This is a genomic window from Bradyrhizobium murdochi (genome assembly GCF_000472965.1).
Lineage (GTDB): Bacteria > Pseudomonadota > Alphaproteobacteria > Rhizobiales > Xanthobacteraceae > Bradyrhizobium > Bradyrhizobium murdochi.
Genome location: NZ_AXAU01000022.1, coordinates 91,505 through 109,802, shown reverse-complemented (window position 1 = coordinate 109,802; position 18,298 = coordinate 91,505). Strand labels below are relative to the sequence as shown.

Here is an 18,298-nt window from a genome sequence, read left to right as displayed (position 1 = left end):
CTAGAGCGGGATGGGTCTAGTTTGAATCGATTGAGGATTCCCAAATCAGCTTGGTTCTGATTCAACATGCTGGCTGGAAGGAGGCCAGCATGGATGGGGCGAGCCTATTCGGAAGATCTTCGCGAGCGGGTGGTCAGGTCCGTCATCAAGGGCGGCTTGTCGCGGCATCAGGCGGCCGCCCAATTTGGGGTGGGTGTCAGCACAGCGATCAACTGGGTACGGCGCTTCCGCGAGACTGGCAGCGTCAAGCCGGACCAGATCGGTGGCTATAGGCCAAAGAAGATTGCGGGAGCGCACCGCGAATGGCTGATGCAAAGGTGCCGGGAGGCGGATTTTACCGTGCGCGGGCTGGTGGCCGAGCTCACCGAGCGTGGTCTCAAGGTCGATTACCGCACGATGTGGGAGTTCGTCCACGCTGAGAAACTCAGTTACAAAAAAAGACGCTGATTGCCGCCGAGCAGGACCGTCCCGATGTCGCGCGTCGGCGGGCGCAGTGGACCAAGTATCGGGATCGGATCGATCCCACTCGCCTGGTGTTCATCGATGAGACCTGGACCAAAACCAATATGGCGCCCCTGCGGGGCTGGGCGCCGCGCGGTCAACGCATCACATCCAAGGTGCCGCACGGCCGCTGGCGCACCATGACCTTCATCGCCGCTTTGCGCCACGATCGCATCACCGCTCCGTGGTTCATCGAGGGACCGATCAACGGCGAAGCCTTCCTTCTTTACATCGAGAAGGTTCTGGTTCCGACGCTGCGGCACGGTGACATCGTGATCATGGACAATCTGGGCTCGCACAAGGCTAAGGCCGTTCGCCTTGCCATCCGCGCCGCCGGCGCCCGGCTCTTCTACCTGCCGAAATACTCGCCCGATCTCAATCCGATCGAGCAGTTCTTCGCCAAGTTCAAACATTGGCTGCGCAAAGCCGCACAGCGAACCACCGAGGCCGTCTTCGATGCGATCGCTCCGATCCTCGATACCGTCTCACCGGCCGAGTGCGCCAATTACTTCGCCAACGCCGGATATGAACAAACCTAATCTCATCATGCTCTAGAGCCTTAGGGACAAACGCGGCCTTTCGCTCTGACCCACAGATCTGTGCGGTGGGACCCGCGCGACTTGCGATGCGCGAGCGGATCGTGGTTGTGCTCGCAGGTCAGAACATGTCCAGATCTCGTATGTCCCGACAAAATCACCCAGCATCAGGTGATCCGTAAACGTCGTTTTGCCCCTACCCTCTCGCGGCGCATGCGATAGGCGAGGTTCGCGATTTCCTTTGAAGGGACCGCCTTGCATTTATTCTTGACTATTACGCTTAAGTCGGACGCGACGGCGCCGACTGGAAGTGGTCACGAAAAAAGGACGCCGGCGTTGGATCTCTAATGACGATAAGGCTCGGATTGTGGAGGAGACGATGGTTCCAGCCGCCGCCTCTTCCAAGATTGGCCGGCGCGAATACCTCCCGGCTACGGGACCTTGGCCACGTCAGGTTCTCGAAAGCTTGCCCGAGTAGAAGACCTGCTCAGTTGTCTTTGGACGTGAGGCTAGCGTGGACCCGCAAAATTTTGACCCATCGAATTTAACAACGTGGCCCCGGGTGCAACACGCTGCGCAAGAACATCAAGGGGACCGACCCGGGCAAGAGGTTTTTGAGCAGCAATTGCACGAGGCGCGTCAGGCCGATAATGCGCTGGCCGACAGATGGCCAAGCCGTAGTCCCCCTTCAAATGTGTCTAGCGACGGCCAGCAGTCCCCGGACGAGCTGATGGGTGCGTTTGCCAGGAGCAACCTCCTGCCAAGCAAGGAGGTCCTCATCGACAATGAACATGACACAGATGAGTTGAGAACAGCGAAGAGGCCGAGGACCCTAGAGAATCCGCAAGGGATTGCGATTGAGCGGCAGCTGAGCGAGATCGCCGGTTCAGGAGGAGGTGGTGGAGAAATGCCGGCCGCCTCGGCGCTGCAGCCGGTTCAGTCAACCGGGATTGTGATACGGAGGCATCAGTGGGACAATCGGGAGCCTGTTTATTCCGAGGATGCTTCCGCTATCTTGGGGCTTGAGGAGGCCCTCATCAAGGGCGGGATGGCCGCCAGCGGGACGAAGCAGCATGTAAACGCTCTTCTTAGCTATAGCCGTTGGCTCTTCGCAAAACGCAGACCGAGCATTGTTGCTCGGATGGACAGTAAGTCGCTGAGCGATGGCGGTGACGTACGCGAGTTCGTCGGAAAAGGCAATCCCACGAGACTCCTGGCAGCATTAGACCGTCTCCGCACCTTTCGGTCGACGGGCGAAGTCAAAGTCGTCGTACGCCCAAGGAGCGGTCGCGCCAAGCTCAATCCTGCCGCCCCGAACGTGGCCCCCATCCATTCCGAAAGCGCGGTACTGATGGAACCGAGGCGCCTCGACAACGCCGTTGCGCAACACAGCGCGGCGCCGCAGCCGGCTCAGTCGACGGGGATTGTGAGAGGGCACGACATGCGGCCTCCTTCTTCCGAGGATGCTCCCGTTGTCCCGTGGCTTGAGAAGGCCCTCATCGAGGCCGGGACTAGGCGCCTCGACATCGCCGCTGCGCAGCTTAGCGCGTCCTCGGCGCTGCGGCCGGCTCAATCAAGTGGGGTTGTGACAGGGTCGGACATGCGGCCTCTTTATTTCGAGGATGCTCGCGATATCTCGGGGCTCCAGGAGGCCTTCATCAAGGCCGGGTTGCCAAGAGAATCCGCCCGCCAATATGCAAGTCCTCTTCGTAGCTTTAGCCGTTGGCTCTTCGCAAAAAACAAACCAAGCCTTGTTGCTCAGCTCGACAGTGAGTCGTTGAGCGGTGACGTGTCCGGGTTCATCGGGAAGCGTAATCCCGACGGACTCCTTAGGGCAATAAACCATCTCCGGACCTTCCGGTTGACAGGGACGATCGTGCTCCCCTACACCAAGCGCAATCTTCACCCCTCGGACGCGGCTCCCATTCATCCCGAAAGCGCGGTATTGATGGAGCCGAGGCGCCTCGACCACGTCATTGCGCAGCACAGCGCGTTGCAGCAAGCCAGTCGGCCCGAAGAGATTCGGGAACTGCGGGATGATCAACCCGCCCCATCGGCTTTCGTCCAAGGGCGTGTCGCGTTCGATCCAGAGCAGATTTCTCGGGAGGAGCTTCGGCAAGTGCTGGATAATCAACCCATCCCGTCGCCAGTTTTCGTCTCTTCAGAGGAGCTTCAGCGACTGGAAAACGATGTGCATGACGAGCCTGACGGCCGACGGGACGAATACCCTGCCCAGTCGTTCTCCATCGATCCAGAAGAGTTTACTTTCAATCTAGAGGAGTTCTCTCCAGGGGAGCTTCGACGACTTCTTGATGATGACTCTGCGCAACTAGGCGAACTTCAGGAACGGCGGAATGATCAACCCGCGCCCTCGGCTTTCGTCGAAGGGCAGGTCGCGTTCGATCCAGAGCAGATTTCTCAGGAGGAGCTTCGGCGACTATTCGATCATCTAGATAATCAACCCATCCCGTCGCCAGGTTTCGTCCCTTCAGAGGAGCTTCAGCGACTGGAAAACGAATTGCATGACGAGCTTGACGGCCGACGGAACGATCACCGTGCCCAGTCGTTCTCCATCGATCCAGAAGAGTATACTTTCAATCTAGAGCAGTTCTCTCCAGGGGAGCTTCGACGAGATGATGGACCCCCACAGTTGGAAGTGGATCGTCTAGCCCGCCAGTCGCCAATCGACGAATGAGTAAAACGAGCCGTTCGCCGAGCCCGCCACCGTGTGATCACAGTTTTGGCATATCCAGCTCGGCTCGGCGCATCAGGTTCGAGAGTCATTCAAGCATCGGTCTGATCGGCGCCGTCGAGGAACACGCAGCAGTTACTATCCTGTGGAGCTCTGATACGGTCCTCCGCGCTGCGGCCGCAGATCTCCTTCTCAGTCGCATAGCGCGATCGTCTAGTCTAAGAGCATCGGGTCTTGAATCTCGCCCGGTGCTCGGGCGCGTCAGCGGCTCGTTCCATCCGGCTTCTACGAGATCGCACACATCCCCCGCGCGCGGCTCCTGCCTGCCACGCGACCTCACCGAACCCTCTGATCTGGTGGGTAAATTGCGGGGGATCTATCACGAAAAATTGTCGATCGCCTCGAATCGCTTTGCCGTGATGGCATCAGTCTCGGTTTCAGCTCGTGCCCTGCCCCCTCGCTCGAGCGCGAATTGAGCAACTAGGTGGGCTGCATCTCCGCGCTAACTGGAGGCTTAGGCGCAAACGCGGCCTTTTCGCTCTGCCCCCCGATCTCTGTGCTGGGACGCGCGCGACTGCGATGCGCGGGCTGGGCCGTGGTTGTACCAGTGTCGATGGACCTTTCCGTATCACTCTAGCTCGTAGTGGCGCCCATCGTCGTAACGGCCCTCGCCAGAAGCTCCTTGTGATGACTTGATGACCGCTGCACCTTGGCCGCTCGTCTTGGGAAGCCGCCTCGCCTTCATGGCAGGCTCTGGCATGCGACTTCCTAATCAGCCCGGATCCTTAAATCAGCTCGAACGGGCCTAGTGATCCAGCCGAATGCCTCCTCGATCCGCTTGCGGATGCGCTGGCTGACAGCATAGCCGCCGTGTCGGGTGGAAGACTTCGTCAACGAGCTGCGCTCGATGAACGTGACGCCGCATGTGGCACAGAACTGATGGTGATCTGTCAGGAAACGACGCGCCCCTTGCTTATCGCGGGTGAAGTGGTGCAACTCTCACCCGCGCGATGGCTTATCAATTTGCGTCGGTGCACGACGTCACCGGATATAAAGACGGCAACACGTCGGACAAGATTATGAATCGAGGTCAGGGGTTTGGCCGTTTATATTCATGCAACGAGCTTTCGGAAGACCCGAATCGTACGCAGCATCAGATTGTGCTGTTTCCGACACAGGTCGCGACAATACTTGCTGACAGATAGCAAGAAGCGCGAAATGTCTCAAACCGCCATGACAGGCAGAGTCTCGCGGCCAGAACAGGCTCTCTAGTTCCCGTAAGATGCTTTGCTATTTGATGCGTCGCGGTGCTTTTCATTGATCTTCCGCGTGGCTACCTCAGCAGGCCTGCGATTAAAATATTCCGTGCCACGAGCTCTCGAAGGGACTTGAATCGCACGTAGCGTCAGATTGTAAGGTTTCCGACATCAGTCGCGACAATGCGTCGCGCGCAACACTTCCTGACAGGCAGCAAGAATTGCGAATGTCTCCAACCCGTAGGGCCACGCCGCCCGACCCCGTCACGCTTCTCGTTCAGTCCACCGGAAGGCCTGTTGGCAACGCCGCCTACGCGCCGGAGGGGGTACCCGCGCCAGCCAAGTTGAGGCGGCAACAGCACGATGAACTGAGGAGCAGTACTCGCTGTCTTCGCGTTCCCTTTGTCGGAGCGGAAACGAAGTTGACTCCAAGTTCGGCATCTGCCGCCGTTCGTTCCGAGAGGTGGAATGCAGGCGGCGGAACCACGCGAACCACATGCCTGATAACGCCGCTGCGTGGACGGACCCGTCATTCGTCGGTGTGCCAGATGGGCCGCAGCCTAGCGGGCGCGTTGGATCTGTCTGAATGCCGGGTTTCGCCCGCTCCCGATGCACGTCATCGCCCACCTAGACAATCTTTTCATAGCCCGCGGCGCATTGGTTGTTCGTCCCACGCTAGCGGCATCTAGAGCATCGGCCCGCTGCGGGGGTGCGATCCGTCTTCACGCGTTCAAGCTTGCATTTGCTGTGATCAAACGACCTCACACGTCGATGGCATAGCAAGACTCACCGCAGAGTCAGGGCAACATGGGAACCTTCCAAATGTCTCGTATCAGTTCGCATGCCAATCCAGCCATTCTCTCTTGTGCTTTGGTTTCGAGTGCGCGTGCTAGCGATGCGCTCGCCGAGCCGATGACCAGAAGCACTGCCGCGATTGGCGCGAAAATGTACGAGGGCCGAGCCACAGCGCTCAATGCTTTTACTTATTCTGGCCTGATTGCCGACATGAAGACCACGTTGAGCCTTGTCGAGGACGTATGCGATCCTCAGCAGACAGCCGAAAGTACTAGTCGGCAGGCAATGGGCGGAGTGAGAGCTAGCCGTCGGCAACATTGCTCTTCTTGGTCGGTACCTTCTCCCGACGTTTACATTGAAGCTGGAGAACTCAATTTCGCCCGACTTCATGGTCGACGGTGACCTGCTTGGTAGTTTTGGCATGAAGAGGCAATGAAATGCGAACGCTACTGGTTGATCATGATGAGGCCCTTGCGCGCGCTGTGCAAGGAGCGCTCTCGGATTGCGGCTTCGCGGTTGATGTGGCGGGCACTCTGGATGAGGCGGCGACCGCTCTGGACTACGCCAAATACGACATTCTCCTGCTCGAGTTGGCTCTACCGGATGGAAACGGCTTGGAGTGGCTGAAGCGGTTGAGACGCGACGGACATTTTATGCCTGCCATGGTGATGAGCAGCCGCAATGATCTCGGTAAGCGGATCGCCATTTTCAATGGTGGTGCAGACGATTTTCTGCCGAAGCCCGTGTCTACCGATGAACTCATCGCTCGGATGCGAGCCATTCTGAGGCGATCAACGCAAATGACAGCCCCCGTCGTTGTGTTTGGCAATCTAAAATTCGATCCGATCGCCCGGCAAGTTTCAGTTGGTGGTCGGCCGCAAAAGATTGCACGACGCGAAGTGTGCATTCTCGAGCTTCTGCTCAGCCGCGCAGGCCGCGCCGTGCCTCGCGCCTCGCTGGAGGACAGCCTCTATGCGTTTGACGATGAGGTCTCTACCAATGCGCTTGAAGTCGCAATCTATCGCTTGCGCGGTCATTTGAATCAGTCTGGTGCTACGCTACGGATCACGACCGTACGCGGCATCGGCTATATCCTTGAATTGAATAGCGCGGCATCGGCCGCGTAGTCGATCGAACTTGAAAGCAAAGACTACCTTGAAGATCGCTCTTGATAATGAGGGTGGCAGCGATCGACGCTCGATCGTCGCTAGCGCCCTGTGGTCTGCCGTTTGTCCTTCTCTTTCCCACCTCCTGTGCGCGGTCGCTTTGCTATCACCACTAGCTGCCGCAGCTCAGACGACGCGGGACGCTAGAGGAGGCCCGCCGCGCGCGGCTCTTAGCAGCATCAACGGGACGCTCGACCTTTCCTCCTCGCTCGGCAAGACAATTCATCTGCCCGGGCCGGCGGCGAGCATCTTTGTCGCCGACCCGACGATCGCGGATTATCAAGCGCCATCGAATACAACCATCTTCGTCTTTGGCAAGAAGTCCGGACGGACCAGCCTGTTCGCTTTGAACGACAATGGGGAAGCTCTCGCCGAGTTGCGTGTTGTCGTCACGCAGCCGATCGAGGATCTGCGTGCCATGTTGAAGGCCCAGGTCGGCGACTATCCGATCCAAGTCAGCTATACCCCCCGCGGCGCGATCCTTAACGGTACGGCTCCCAATGCCGATATCGTCGCCACTGCCGTGAAGGTCACAGAGCAGTTTCTCGGTCCGGGTGCGCTGGTCGTCAATAAAATTCAGGTCGCCGGCTCGTTACAGGTCAATCTGAGCGTTCGCGTAGCGGAGGTCTCACGCAGCGCCATGAAGGAGCTCGGCATCAACCTCTCCGCTATGGGCCAGAATGGCACTTTTTTCTTTAGCAGCGGCAAAGGTGCTGGTTCCGGCACGGCTAGCGGCGGCGGCAAGGCAGGTATCGGCTTCAGCGCCGGTAGTATCAACATCGGCGCTGTTCTCGACGCGCTCGCCAGCGAGCACCTCGCTTCCGTGCTGGCTGAACCGAATCTCACCGCAATGTCTGGTGAGTCCGCGAGCTTCCTTGCGGGCGGCGAATTTCCAATTCCGGTCATGCAGGACAACCGACAGGTTTCGGTCCAATTTCGTCATTTTGGAGTGAGCCTCGACTTCGTCCCGACCGTTCTTAACAACAATCAAATCAATGTCCGCGTGAAACCTGAGGTCAGCGAGATTTCGAAGGAAGGTGAGGTCAAAGTGAACGGTATGGCCGTGCCTGCCCTCTCTACGAGGCGTGCGGAGACGGTTATCGAGCTTGGGAGCGGACAAAGCTTTGCAATAGGCGGGCTAATCAGGCGTAACTTCAGCACGGATATTAGTACTTTTCCTTGGTTAGGCGACCTTCCCATTCTCGGTGCACTGTTTCGCTCTTCTTCCTTTCAAAAGCAGGAGACGGAGCTCGTTATTATTGTCACGCCTTACATTGTCCGGCCAGCATCGAATCCGAACCGGATGAGCGCCCCCGCCGACCGCATCGGACCGCCCTCAGATCTGGGGCGCACATTGACGAACACGTTGGCAAGCCCGCCGCGAGGCCGCGACGCTCCGCGCACCAGTGTACCAGGCGCGACAGGCGGCGCCGCCTTTATTATCGAATAAGGATCGTCGAATGACTTTACGAGCCCTGCCCCATCTGTTCATTCTGATGGCGAGCCTCGGCGGCTGCACAAGCACTGCTCTGGTCAACACCGGGCCGGCTGAACAAGCAACTATAGTGCAGCAGCAGAACAGTGTCTTGGTGCTGCAGAGCCTTCGTGGCCTCGAGCGGCATCGGCTGAGGGATTTCATTGCCGGCGCCAGCCGCGGTCGGTTTGATGCGCTCCATCTCGATATCACCGGCTCGCCCCGGCTCGCCGCGCAGATAGCCAGCGAGGCCCGCGCAATGGGCGTCGCGCCTTACAACGTCCGCCTGTTCGGCCCTCGCATCGACCGGCCTGTCGGCTTCGCGGTGCGAATCGAGGCCATTGTCTATGAAGCACGTCCTCCTGTCTGTCCGTCCCTTTCGATCATTGGTCCCTCGGTCAACGATAATTCGTTCGACCAGACGCTAGGCTGCTCAATCCGCAACAATCTGGGAATCATGGTCAACGATCCGGGCGACCTGCTGGACAATAGAGCTGTCATGGCAACAAAAGGCGATCGTGCCGCCGTTCCTGTTGCCACATATGGGTCCATGGGGCGGCGCAACAAGGGTGACTTGGGAGATGGAACTACTAACTTGTCCTCGCCAGAAGCCGGGTCAACGGCGACGAGGGATATACAGTCGCCTCGATAGCGGACGCGCCGATGGCGCAATCATTGCGCCATAAGCAGTCTAGACCAGCCCGGCGGAATAGAGTGCTCTCGCAACCCCTTCAAAGCACTTCCCAGGAACGGCATTGCCCAGCATGGCATTCCGCATGAGCTGACGCGCCAGGGCCGGGTCCTGAACAATGCTGAGGCGCAGCGACTGCGCCTCAGCAAGCAATCGTGAGGCAAGTTCGCCCTCACCACGGCAAACCACGATCGGCACGCCGGTCTCGCCACGAATGTAGCGAAGCCCAATCAAGATCGCTTGTCCTGTCACTATCAATGTAGCGCGATGCACGCCAAGCGGAGGCTCGTTCGCCGTCTCCTGTCGAAGGCGACGGTGTTCTCGTTTGACCTGCGGATTGCCCTGCTGTTCTTTGGACTCGCGCTTGGCCTCGGTCTCCGTCATGCGCATGTCCTGTAAAAACAACCAGCGCTGGATAAGAAGATCGGCCAATCCGGCGATCAGAAAAGCACCGGCGGCAATTTCAGTCAGCAATTTGATCTCAGTGAACACGAAGCTGAGACACCGCCTACCGCAGGTCGGCAAGTATACCAGTGCCTTCCAACTTGCGACAACCGTGAGTAGCAGGCTTGCGCCGAGAACGCACAGCTTAAGAAGCGACTTCGCGAGTTCAATGAGCGACCGCTTAGACGCAATCCGCTTGAGCCCCTTCATGGGATCCAATTTCTCGAATTTCGGCTTTAAGGACTCGAAAGAGACGTTTAATCCACCATTGGCCAGGACCCCCGCTAGAATACCAGCGGCAACACCGACCCCGAGGAATGGACCAACGGCCGCAAGAAACAGTTCGATCAAGCCGCCCAGCGCCTGCTGGACCGCGCTGGTGAACGGCTGCCCCTGCAGTTTGTCGATTAGCCGTACTGTTTCATACCACTTGGTCTCAATGAGGCCCGCTCTTAACCAGAGGCAGCCGAAACCGGCGCAAACACTGACTGCGCTGACCAAGTCGGTGCTGCGCGGACTCTGCCCTTTCTTGCGAGCATCTTTTAACTTCTTGGGAGTGGGAGGGAGCTTCTTCTCTTCGCTCGAGCTACTCATTTAAGGAGATTCTTGAACAACTCGAGCACGGTGTTGGACTGACTGATTTCCGATCCCATATATTCGACGAGGAAGGTGGCGTAACTTACCATGATTATCCCATACGCCAGATTCTTCATGGTGGGAGAGACATCGTTCAGTTTGAGTTGCGGCGCAAACCGCCCGAGTATCATGACCGACACATCGAGTAGCAGCAGGAATGCCAACACCGGGCCAGAGACCAGTAGCGCCGTATACATGATGTGACCAACAAGCCCCAGAAATGCCATCGCGCCTTGCACGGTCAAGCTAGGCATCAGCCGATACACGGGCCAGATCAAATAGCTGCCATAAAGGCCCCTAATCATATTCTCCAATCCCCCGGCTAGAACGAAAATCGCAATCGCAGTGGTACCGAGTAAAACCGCCGTCGCCGAAGCCTGGCCACGCGTGGCTGGATCATCGGAAGCAACAGGGTTCGTAATCCCTCGTTGGGTATCGATGATCTCACCCACTGCCTGGATGCTCCATAACGGAATACTGAGCAAAAAGCCGATGAGCAGGCCGACGAACACCTCCTTCAAACCGAGCAGCGTGACACTGATCAGTCGTGAGCCCTGATCCAACGACTGCAAGCCGTGCCTGATCTGCAACAGGCATGGCAGTCCCATCGCAAAGGTCACGCAGCCGCGCATCAGGCCGCTAATGCGCGGCAGCGTAAATACGGGAAGGACCAACATAATGCCAAGGGCGCGGGCTGCCGCGAGCCCGGCTGCAAGCAAGAGTTCGATCGCCTCCTGGATCAGAGTTTGCGTTTCGGTGAGTGAGGGGACGTTCATCTAACGTCGACTAATACTTGCTGTGAGTGCGGGAAAGTCGGTAAATACCTGCTCTGCTTCCTTGATCAGCGCGGCGCTGAGCACTGGAGAGAACAAAGCGATCACCGCGACAACGACCAGAAGCTTCACAGTCAGTGGCAACGTTTGATCCTGAAGCTGCGTTGCCGCTTGGATGATACCGACGACCAAGCCGACAACGACCGCCGCGATAAGCGTAGGCAGAACCCAGATCATGAAGAGCACAAGTGACCGGCTCATATGAGTGAGAATGCTCGCCTCATCCATGCTCAGCCTCCCGGTGTTGTGTAGCTGAGCACCAGCCCGTGCATGAGCCGCGACCAGCCGTCGATTGAGACGAAGAGGAACAGCTTAAAAGGCACGGATATCACCGTTGGCGAAACCATCGACATACCCATGGCCATCAAGATGGTCGTTACAATCAGATCGATGGTGATAAAGGGCAGATAGAGAAGAAAACCAATTTCGAATCCACGCTTGAGTTCCGAAATTAGGAACGATGGCACCAGAATGACCAGGTCATCGGCGCTCACGTTGCCGCGCATATCCTCGGGCCAGACCTGTTCGGTTGAAGCCAAGAAGAAACGGCGCTGCTCGTCAGCGGTGAACTTCTTCAGATGACCGCGCAGCGGCTCCTGCGCCTCCTTTGCGGCGCTCAGCCAATCGTCGACCGTTTGGTAGCGGAGTTGTGGCGCAGAAAGGCGATTATAGGTCTGTTGAATCACTGGCGCGCTAATGAAAACTGTCAGGATCAGCGCCGCCCCGTATAGAACGAGGTTCGGTGGGATAGATTGAGTCCCGAGCGCGTTGCGAACGAGGAAGAGCACGACGGATACTTTTATGAACGCTGTGCTTGTTACGACTAGGAACGCCAGCAGGCCAAGGCCGGCTGTGAGCGCAAGAAGACCAAGAATTCCCGGTTGAATGTCAGTCATTGACGGCCAACCTGCCCCGCAACCTGACGCCGAGCTCCCCGCCGATGCTTACGATGTCCCCGCGGCCTATGCGGCGGCCGTTAGCAAGGATATCAACCGGTCCGTCGAGCGGCCGGCCAAGTTCGAACACATGTCCCTCGCTGATATCCCTCAAGGCTCCGAGTGCGACAGTCCAGCGGCCGCATTCGAAAACAAGAGTAATCTCGATGTTGTCGAGATCACCTTCAGAGGGCGGCCGGGGTTTTTCGGATTGGGTCATCATATGTGCACACTCCAGGGGATGTAGTTGGAGGCGGAATGCCCCCCGTACGATCAAGCGATCCTCTGCAACGTGTGCTGGAGCCCATAAGGTTCCCGTGTTGAGGATGGCTTGGCCACGGGCGAAGGGTATTACGTCCGGCAATAGAGCGTCTCCTGCATTTGCTTTCCGTAGCAACGCGACTGTCGCACGGAGCGAGCCGATCTCTCCTTTAACGATGACAGGCAATTCTGAGGGAAGCTGGCGATCCTCTCGCGGCAGCTGCCTGAGCAGTCCGCCTAACGCCCGAAACGCAGGTGGAACTGAACCATCGAGAGGTGAGAACAGGAACAGGCGCGCTTTGCCCTTGAATGGGCCGTAGGTGATTTCGAGCTCCAGATAAGGACCTCGAGCCGTCGCTTCGCTCAAACAAATCAGCTGCAACTTCTGTTGCGTCAGACCCTCTAGTTGATTGAGCAACGGATCGAGTGCAAATTCGACGAGAAGCGAACGAGTGGGCTCGGCAGGCAGGCCAAGCCCACTTTGCACCGTCGCGATCAGCCCTTCTACAACCGGACGGGCCAAGGATAAGATGATTGTTTCATGTCCAATGGTCCAAACGCAGTCGAGCATCGATACCGCACACGGCTCCGGCTCCCAAACAAGCCGTTCCATCCGCAGGGATAGCGGCTTATCACTTAGACGGCTTTGCAGAGGCTTGCGGGCTGCAGCGATGTCGTTGAGCCAAGAGACGACCGCAGGGGACAGGGTTAGCGCCGGTTTAAATCCCGATTGTTCACCCGTAGCCATGGTCACAGGCGCGTCTACAAGACAAGGCGCTTTCCCTGGCATAAGAGAAGAAGCCATCAGAGTTCAGTCGCCAGCCGTGTGAGTACGCGAACCACTGCCATACCGAAGCAAAACCTCATCATCGGCCTCTATCTCGGCTTCCGCCTCTGAATGGGCATCACTCGCGCGCTGAACGTCGCCTTCAATTTGCTGCCATTTGTGACTCGCAGCTGAGCACTTGGTCAAAATAGTCCTCGCCTCGAAGACCGCCGTCTCGGCCCGCTCTTGAGCGGCGCGCGCTTCCTCAAGCGTTCGGCGTGCTCCTGCGATCTCAGCTTTGAGCCGTCCAATGACGATGTGACAGCGACGATCGAGCTCTTCGACAGATAGCGAATCAGAATATGCCAGTTCTCGGTAAAGCTCCGCTTCGAGCGCCGCTTGGCTTTTTTCGGCCGTTGCAAGATCCCGGACAGCTTGCTCCACCGCTTGAAGCGCGGTGCGGCGCTGGGCCTCCATGTTGGACACCTCACGAAGGGCGCTCCGCTGTCTCATATCCTTCACTAGCCGCAATTTCGAGGCCTGGACACGATTCACGCGGTCAGACGTGACATCCATGTGACCGTCTCCTCAAAGCTTGACGCCTCGTCTCCGCCCTGACGCAGGAATTTCCGCAACTCCTCGATCGAATTGATTGCCCGGTCTGTCAGAGGATCACTGCCTTGCTTATATTCGCCAACCTTCACCAAGAACTCGGCCTCGGCGTAGCGGGAGAGCAGGTCACGGAAGAAGGAAGCCGCCTTTCGATGCGATCCAGAGACGACCGCATTCATCACGCGGCTGCGGCTTGACAATACGTCAATAGCTGGAAAATGCTCGCGTGCAGCTAAAAGGCGTGAGAGAACAACGTGGCCATCAAGAATGCCTCGTGATTCTTCGGCTATTGGATCACCCGAGCCGTCGCCTTCGACAAGCACAGTATAGAAGGCCGTGATTGAGCCGCGCTCGCCCATGCCGGCACGCTCCAACAGGCCAGGAAGCATCGCAAAAACCGATGGCGGAAAGCCGCGCCGCGTCGGCGGCTCTCCTGCGGCAAGGCCGATTTCGCGCATGGCGCGGCTAAAGCGCGTCAATGAGTCCATCATCAGGACGACGCGAAGTCCTTCTTCACGAAAATATTCAGCGAGTGCCGTCGCCATGTGAGCGCATTGCGCTCGTTCCATTGCCGAGCGGTCGGAGGTCTCAACGACAACGACGGTTCGGCGAAGCGCTACCTCACCAAGGTGCTGCTCGATGAATTCCCGCACTTCACGACCGCGCTCACCGATCAATGCGACTATGGTGGCGTCGGCAGCCGCGCCTTTTACAATCTGCGACAGGAGCGTCGACTTACCGCACCCTGGGTCTCCGTAGATGCCGATCCGCTGCCCCTCGCCACATGTCAGAAGCCCATCCAAGACACGGACGCCGAGTGGGAATGTTCGCTCGATACCGCGCCTTGTCATTGGGTTGGGTGCTTTACCGCGCAGCGGACGAGTTTGAGCGGCGTTGATTGGACCCTTTCCGTCGATTGGCCGGCCGAAGCTGTCGATCACCCGGCCAAGCAAATCGGGGCCGACCGGTACTTCATGCATTCGTCCGGTCGCGACCACTTCTGCTCGGCTGGATAAGCCCGCCATATCACCAATAGGAGTGAGCAATACCCCATCTTGCGATAGGCCGATGACCTCGGCCTCGAGAGACCATCCGGTGCGGGGATCCTGCAACAGGCAAAGCTCCCCTATACGGGCCTCTGGCAAGACGGCATGGAGCAAGGTGCCGACCGCCCGTGTGATCCGCCCTCGTACAGCACGCGTGTCGATATGCTTTGCTGTAGATTTCAGAGACGATAGCGCGGCGTGCAGATTCCTCTCTCCCGCCGCATGGGTTGATGATGTGGTCACGGTCCGTCTTCCTTTGAAGGCAAACCCAGGCCAAGGCGTAGAGCTCGGAGCTGCGCGGCAACTCCAATGTCCACATTGCCAAATTCGCTCCACAACACGCACTGCTCTGTCGTTAGAGCCGGATCCGGATCAACCCGCACTTTCGGCCGGCCCTCCTGTCCATCGCACGTAGCGAACTCGCGCGCCAGCGCATCGGCTTTCAGAGGAGAGACATGAAGGCAAATTTCCGCGCTACCATATTTTTGCTCGATCGCGTGACGAACGGTCCTCACCAACATCTCGCCTGGATCAAACGTGCCCAGCAGATCGCTCACGATCTCCATGACGAGCTGCGGCAACTCCTGCTCCAGAATGGCTTTTCGCTGCGCAAGTGCGGAAGTAGCCTGCGCGATCAGCCGAGACATTTCCTCGGCGCCGCTCTTGAAGCCATCCGCACGGCCGCGCGCTCGCTCCCGCTTATAAGCTGTCAGTCCCCAGCCGCGAACGCGTTGCAGATGCCGCTCGGCAGCCGCGCGCGCTTCTACGGCATCGCACCAGATCCCGATCTCGGCAGCCGATATGAGAGGCCCGAGCGGCCGTATCTCGGGGGCCACCGGCAGCGCTGGGTCATCAGCTGTCATGCCGTGGCGTCTCCCTCAACAAATGGGCTATCACCAAGGAAAGCACTGAGCCCGCGGCATTGCGGTGTTCGGCCGCTGGATTCTCGGCAGCAGTGCCCATGGGCAAGCGTAACAGCACGCGCGTGCGATCAAGTGCCGAGGCTTCGTCGAGCCAAGCACCTAGGCAGGCATGGCCATCGTGTTCAATCTGTTGCGAAAGCTGCTCCGGATCAGCGGTAGCTGCGATTGCGACCGCGCTGGCCAAGTTCCGGATACCGAAAGCGTGCGCTTCTGCCCCGATACGGTCGAGCAGAATCGCAAGATGCTGCTTTGAGACGAGCTTTAGGAGCGAGCGAGCATGCCAGATACTGCCGGCAAGCAAAGCAGCCCTACTCGGATCATGGCCGAGCAGAAGATCATCTCCCCAGTTACGGCCGTTGGAGTCCATTTGATTAGCAAGCAGCATTTCAGCAAGTCTTATCTGCAGCCTTGAGCTTTTCTGTAGCCGCACTAAAGTCGAAGACGACAGCCGCCCATCAAGACGGGCAGCAAATCGGGTCAGATGGGTGGAGGCAGCAAGCTCGCGCAGGCCCTCAGAGAGCGATTCGGACCACGTATCAGAACCGGCGGATGGCAGCGGCATGGGCATTTGCTCACTCCTATGCCTTGTCGGAAGCGATCTTTTTACTGGGAGGCTGGATAGCGGGCACGTTCGAACGAATGCCAAATCTGGATCGCGCGCGCGACGGCTGGGCGCGCTGACGCATAAGAGAGCCCAGGAATATGTAGCACAGAAGGCCAACGGCAGCGCCGCCTCCCCCGATAGCGGCCGCAAGTACCGGATCTGAAATGGATTTTTTCGACCGAGCGGACGCAGCTGGCGGGACCGGCTGCTCAAGCGGAGCCCGCTCAACCGGCACAAAGACCACCGCCACCTTGTCATAGGATAGGCCCTCGATGCTGTTGGCGACCAGCATCTTGATCTGCGGTAGCAGGAGCGAGAGCTTTGCATTGGAGTTATGTCGAACGAACACCGACGCTGAGGACGGCATCGTGTCCTGGCGCAATAGATCATTTTTCGGCAAAACAACGTGGACACGCGCGGATATGACGCCGTCGATATCGCTGATCGTGCGCGACAATTCTTCGCTCAGGGCATAAACGTAGCGGGCGCGCTCCTCGATCGGCGAGGCAACCAGGCCCGATCCTTTGAACACCTCGCCGAGGTTCTTGAAAGGGTGGCGTGGCAACCCCTCGAGATTTAGTAGCTCAATCGAATAGGCTAGCTGCTTCTCCTCGACCTGGATCGTGCTGGTCCCGTCCTTGGCAGTAACACGCACCGCATCGACGCCCTTGCTAAGCAGGAGAGCAAGCATCTCATTGGCCTCGCGCTCCTGCACTTTGGTGTAGAGATCGGCCTTACAGCCAATCAAGGGGAGGAGAAGCGATAGCACGGCAAAAACACGCAACCGCCGACCGGATAGGCGGGCATGGCCGTTTTGTCCATAGATGAAACCAGACGTCAACGAACTCAGCCCGCCGATAGCAATTTGTTCAAAGATGAGCTGACCGCGCTGGTGCTCTTGGACACAAGCGAAACCTCGACGACACCCTTGTAAACGTCGCGCAGACCCGCGACCATCGCGTCGAAGTCGAGCACCCCTTCCGGTTTGCCCGCGGGGTTCGTCCCGACTAGCTGCGACCGAGACAGCGGCTGAGCGGCCGGCCCAGGTTGAACGGCCTTCGAAATGGCCACCACACCGCCGCTCGTTACAGAAGGAACGGGGTTGCCCCGATACATCGAAGAGAGAGCCTGGAGCACGCGCTCGCCAGGCGGGCTAGCCTGCACTGTTGCACGCTGGACCTCTGACACAGCAGGAACGGACGCTGCCCTATCTGTAACTGAGGAGGCAGCGTCTGATGTCGAAGCGACATGCAAAAGAGTCTGCTGAAACTGGCTCTGCTGGCCGATGACTGCCGGCTGGCAGAGCCCTGATAGACCGTCGGCAGGGTTCAGAGAGATCGGCGTAGCGCCTAGCATGATCGAAGGTGTCATTGGTTTGGCGGCGATGAGAGTCGCCGTTGTTAAGAATTGATGGTCAATACCGTAAAGAGGCGAGCTGACCGCAAGCTGACGAACACGCGAGCCATAAGGCCATTTTAAAGATCACGTTTGGCTTCCAATTTAGGTGAAGCCTTAATACTTGTTCTCAGGCCGAAGGGACTTTGGAATGCTAAGCCGACGCACGATCCTGAACATTTTGAACCGAGTTGCGGGCGCAGGAGTTTTCCTTTCCACCGGGATACTCACGGCGTTTGGGGCTCCGCTCTCGCTGCCTTCGGCAGCTAATAGCTACACGGTTCTGGATCAGGACCTGTCTGCCGCACTGCTGGAATTCGGTAACAACCTCAATATCAGAGTAAACGTCTGCACCGAGGTGAAGGGCCGGATTCGCGGGCGCATGCCGGATTTGCCACCGCGCGAGTTCCTCGACCATTGACCACTCTCTAAAATCTTCAATGATACAATGATGGGCGCGCTTTCCGTATCTGCTGCAATCGAGGCGCAAAGTCGTCTGCTTGTGTTGAAGCCGATCAGCTTCGATGCGTTCAAAGCGGCCCTCGATGCACTCAACATCTCCGACGAGCGCTATGTTGAGAGACCGGCACCGGGAATAGCGGTCCGCCACGCTTCATGGGGCTAGTGGACCAGACGCTCAACGGCCTCGTGGCCGAACGACAGGCGCGGCCACGCTCTCTCAGCGCCGAGAAGCCGGTTGGGCACCAGCGTCAGCGGAGAAAAATGCTACGG

The 18,298-nt window shown here is 58.3% G+C and carries 15 protein-coding genes and 2 pseudogenes; 6 read left to right on the top strand and 11 right to left on the bottom strand.

Features of this window, described 5'->3' with window-relative positions; translation table 11 throughout:
• Nucleotides 1-93 precede the first annotated feature (93 nt).
• The 5 genes and pseudogenes from YUO_RS45330 (at nucleotide 94) to YUO_RS0130880 (ending at nucleotide 9,072) form a co-directional block, all read left to right on the top strand.
• A protein-coding gene (locus YUO_RS45330) for an IS630 family transposase (protein WP_156908776.1) occupies nucleotides 94-1,040 on the top strand; the annotation gives its coding sequence in 2 pieces (ribosomal slippage) (nucleotides 94-432 and nucleotides 435-1,040; 945 coding nt in all).
• A 700-nt stretch (nucleotides 1,041-1,740) separates the two neighbouring features.
• Nucleotides 1,741-3,732: pseudogene (locus YUO_RS48105) on the top strand (hypothetical protein); the annotation flags it as partial.
• 2,485 nt (nucleotides 3,733-6,217) lie between these two features.
• Nucleotides 6,218-6,907, top strand: coding sequence for a response regulator (locus YUO_RS0130890; RefSeq protein ID WP_028350698.1), 690 nt, complete (start codon nucleotides 6,218-6,220; stop codon nucleotides 6,905-6,907).
• A 73-nt stretch (nucleotides 6,908-6,980) separates the two neighbouring features.
• Complete coding sequence (locus YUO_RS0130885; RefSeq protein WP_235782891.1) at nucleotides 6,981-8,396, top strand: type II and III secretion system protein family protein; 1,416 nt, start codon at nucleotides 6,981-6,983, stop codon at nucleotides 8,394-8,396.
• 10 nt (nucleotides 8,397-8,406) lie between these two features.
• Entirely contained in the window at nucleotides 8,407-9,072 is a 666-nt protein-coding gene (locus tag YUO_RS0130880; protein ID WP_028350696.1) for a CpaD family pilus assembly lipoprotein, read from the top strand.
• A gap of 39 nt (nucleotides 9,073-9,111) precedes the next feature.
• Here the strand turns inward: YUO_RS0130880 and YUO_RS0130875 are convergent, their stop codons facing one another.
• From YUO_RS0130875 to YUO_RS47340, 11 genes are all read right to left on the bottom strand, one after another.
• A complete protein-coding gene (locus tag YUO_RS0130875; protein ID WP_028350695.1) occupies nucleotides 9,112-10,149 on the bottom strand; it encodes an EscU/YscU/HrcU family type III secretion system export apparatus switch protein in 1,038 nt (345 codons plus the stop codon).
• Nucleotides 10,146-10,967 (bottom strand): type III secretion system export apparatus subunit SctT, encoded by an 822-nt coding sequence (gene sctT / locus YUO_RS0130870; RefSeq protein WP_028350694.1) that lies wholly within the window; start codon nucleotides 10,965-10,967, stop codon nucleotides 10,146-10,148. The genes YUO_RS0130875 and sctT overlap by 4 nt, the downstream gene beginning before the upstream one ends.
• Complete coding sequence (locus YUO_RS0130865; protein WP_028350693.1) at nucleotides 10,968-11,252, bottom strand: EscS/YscS/HrcS family type III secretion system export apparatus protein; 285 nt, start codon at nucleotides 11,250-11,252, stop codon at nucleotides 10,968-10,970.
• 2 nt (nucleotides 11,253-11,254) lie between these two features.
• Nucleotides 11,255-11,920 carry a type III secretion system export apparatus subunit SctR gene (gene sctR / locus YUO_RS0130860; RefSeq protein ID WP_028350692.1) on the bottom strand — a complete coding sequence of 222 codons (666 nt, stop codon included), beginning with the start codon at nucleotides 11,918-11,920 and terminating at the stop codon, nucleotides 11,255-11,257.
• The gene (sctQ, locus tag YUO_RS0130855; RefSeq protein WP_035728002.1) at nucleotides 11,913-12,968 is read right to left on the bottom strand and encodes a type III secretion system cytoplasmic ring protein SctQ; all 1,056 of its coding nucleotides are present in this window, start codon (nucleotides 12,966-12,968) and stop codon (nucleotides 11,913-11,915) included. Before sctQ ends, sctR begins: the two co-directional genes overlap by 8 nt.
• A gap of 63 nt (nucleotides 12,969-13,031) precedes the next feature.
• Nucleotides 13,032-13,562 (bottom strand): YscO family type III secretion system apparatus protein, encoded by a 531-nt coding sequence (locus YUO_RS0130850; RefSeq protein WP_028350690.1) that lies wholly within the window; start codon nucleotides 13,560-13,562, stop codon nucleotides 13,032-13,034.
• Nucleotides 13,538-14,887 (bottom strand): type III secretion system ATPase SctN, encoded by a 1,350-nt coding sequence (gene sctN, locus YUO_RS0130845; protein ID WP_028350689.1) that lies wholly within the window; start codon nucleotides 14,885-14,887, stop codon nucleotides 13,538-13,540. Before sctN ends, YUO_RS0130850 begins: the two co-directional genes overlap by 25 nt.
• Nucleotides 14,884-15,507, bottom strand: coding sequence for a type III secretion system stator protein SctL (gene sctL / locus YUO_RS0130840; RefSeq protein ID WP_028350688.1), 624 nt, complete (start codon nucleotides 15,505-15,507; stop codon nucleotides 14,884-14,886). Before sctL ends, sctN begins: the two co-directional genes overlap by 4 nt.
• Complete coding sequence (locus tag YUO_RS45320; protein ID WP_083754784.1) at nucleotides 15,497-16,135, bottom strand: nodulation protein NolU; 639 nt, start codon at nucleotides 16,133-16,135, stop codon at nucleotides 15,497-15,499. Before YUO_RS45320 ends, sctL begins: the two co-directional genes overlap by 11 nt.
• A 10-nt stretch (nucleotides 16,136-16,145) precedes the next feature.
• Nucleotides 16,146-17,012 (bottom strand): type III secretion system inner membrane ring lipoprotein SctJ, encoded by an 867-nt coding sequence (sctJ, locus tag YUO_RS0130830; protein ID WP_083754783.1) that lies wholly within the window; start codon nucleotides 17,010-17,012, stop codon nucleotides 16,146-16,148.
• Between the two features lie 5 nt (nucleotides 17,013-17,017).
• Nucleotides 17,018-17,527 carry a nodulation protein NolB gene (locus tag YUO_RS47340; protein ID WP_198028128.1) on the bottom strand — a complete coding sequence of 170 codons (510 nt, stop codon included), beginning with the start codon at nucleotides 17,525-17,527 and terminating at the stop codon, nucleotides 17,018-17,020.
• Between the two features lie 190 nt (nucleotides 17,528-17,717).
• Between YUO_RS47340 and YUO_RS44345 the strand changes: the two are divergent.
• Nucleotides 17,718-18,259: pseudogene (locus YUO_RS44345) on the top strand (nodulation protein NolW); the annotation flags it as partial.
• Nucleotides 18,260-18,298: the final 39 nt, after the last annotated feature.

Bases quoted from the DNA above. Each gene is read 5' to 3' on its own strand.
- sctR (WP_028350692.1), bottom strand. From the start codon at position 11,920: ATGACTGACATTCAACCGGGAATTCTTGGTCTTCTTGCGCTCACAGCC.
- YUO_RS0130890 (WP_028350698.1), top strand. From the start codon at position 6,218: ATGCGAACGCTACTGGTTGATCATGATGAGGCCCTTGCGCGCGCTGTG.
- sctL (WP_028350688.1), bottom strand. From the start codon at position 15,507: ATGACAGCTGATGACCCAGCGCTGCCGGTGGCCCCCGAGATACGGCCG.
- YUO_RS45320 (WP_083754784.1), bottom strand. From the start codon at position 16,135: ATGCCCATGCCGCTGCCATCCGCCGGTTCTGATACGTGGTCCGAATCG.
- YUO_RS0130875 (WP_028350695.1), bottom strand. From the start codon at position 10,149: ATGAGTAGCTCGAGCGAAGAGAAGAAGCTCCCTCCCACTCCCAAGAAG.
- YUO_RS0130880 (WP_028350696.1), top strand. From the start codon at position 8,407: ATGACTTTACGAGCCCTGCCCCATCTGTTCATTCTGATGGCGAGCCTC.
- YUO_RS0130865 (WP_028350693.1), bottom strand. From the start codon at position 11,252: ATGGATGAGGCGAGCATTCTCACTCATATGAGCCGGTCACTTGTGCTC.
- YUO_RS0130850 (WP_028350690.1), bottom strand. From the start codon at position 13,562: ATGGATGTCACGTCTGACCGCGTGAATCGTGTCCAGGCCTCGAAATTG.
- sctT (WP_028350694.1), bottom strand. From the start codon at position 10,967: ATGAACGTCCCCTCACTCACCGAAACGCAAACTCTGATCCAGGAGGCG.
- sctQ (WP_035728002.1), bottom strand. From the start codon at position 12,968: ATGGCTACGGGTGAACAATCGGGATTTAAACCGGCGCTAACCCTGTCC.
- YUO_RS47340 (WP_198028128.1), bottom strand. From the start codon at position 17,527: ATGCTAGGCGCTACGCCGATCTCTCTGAACCCTGCCGACGGTCTATCA.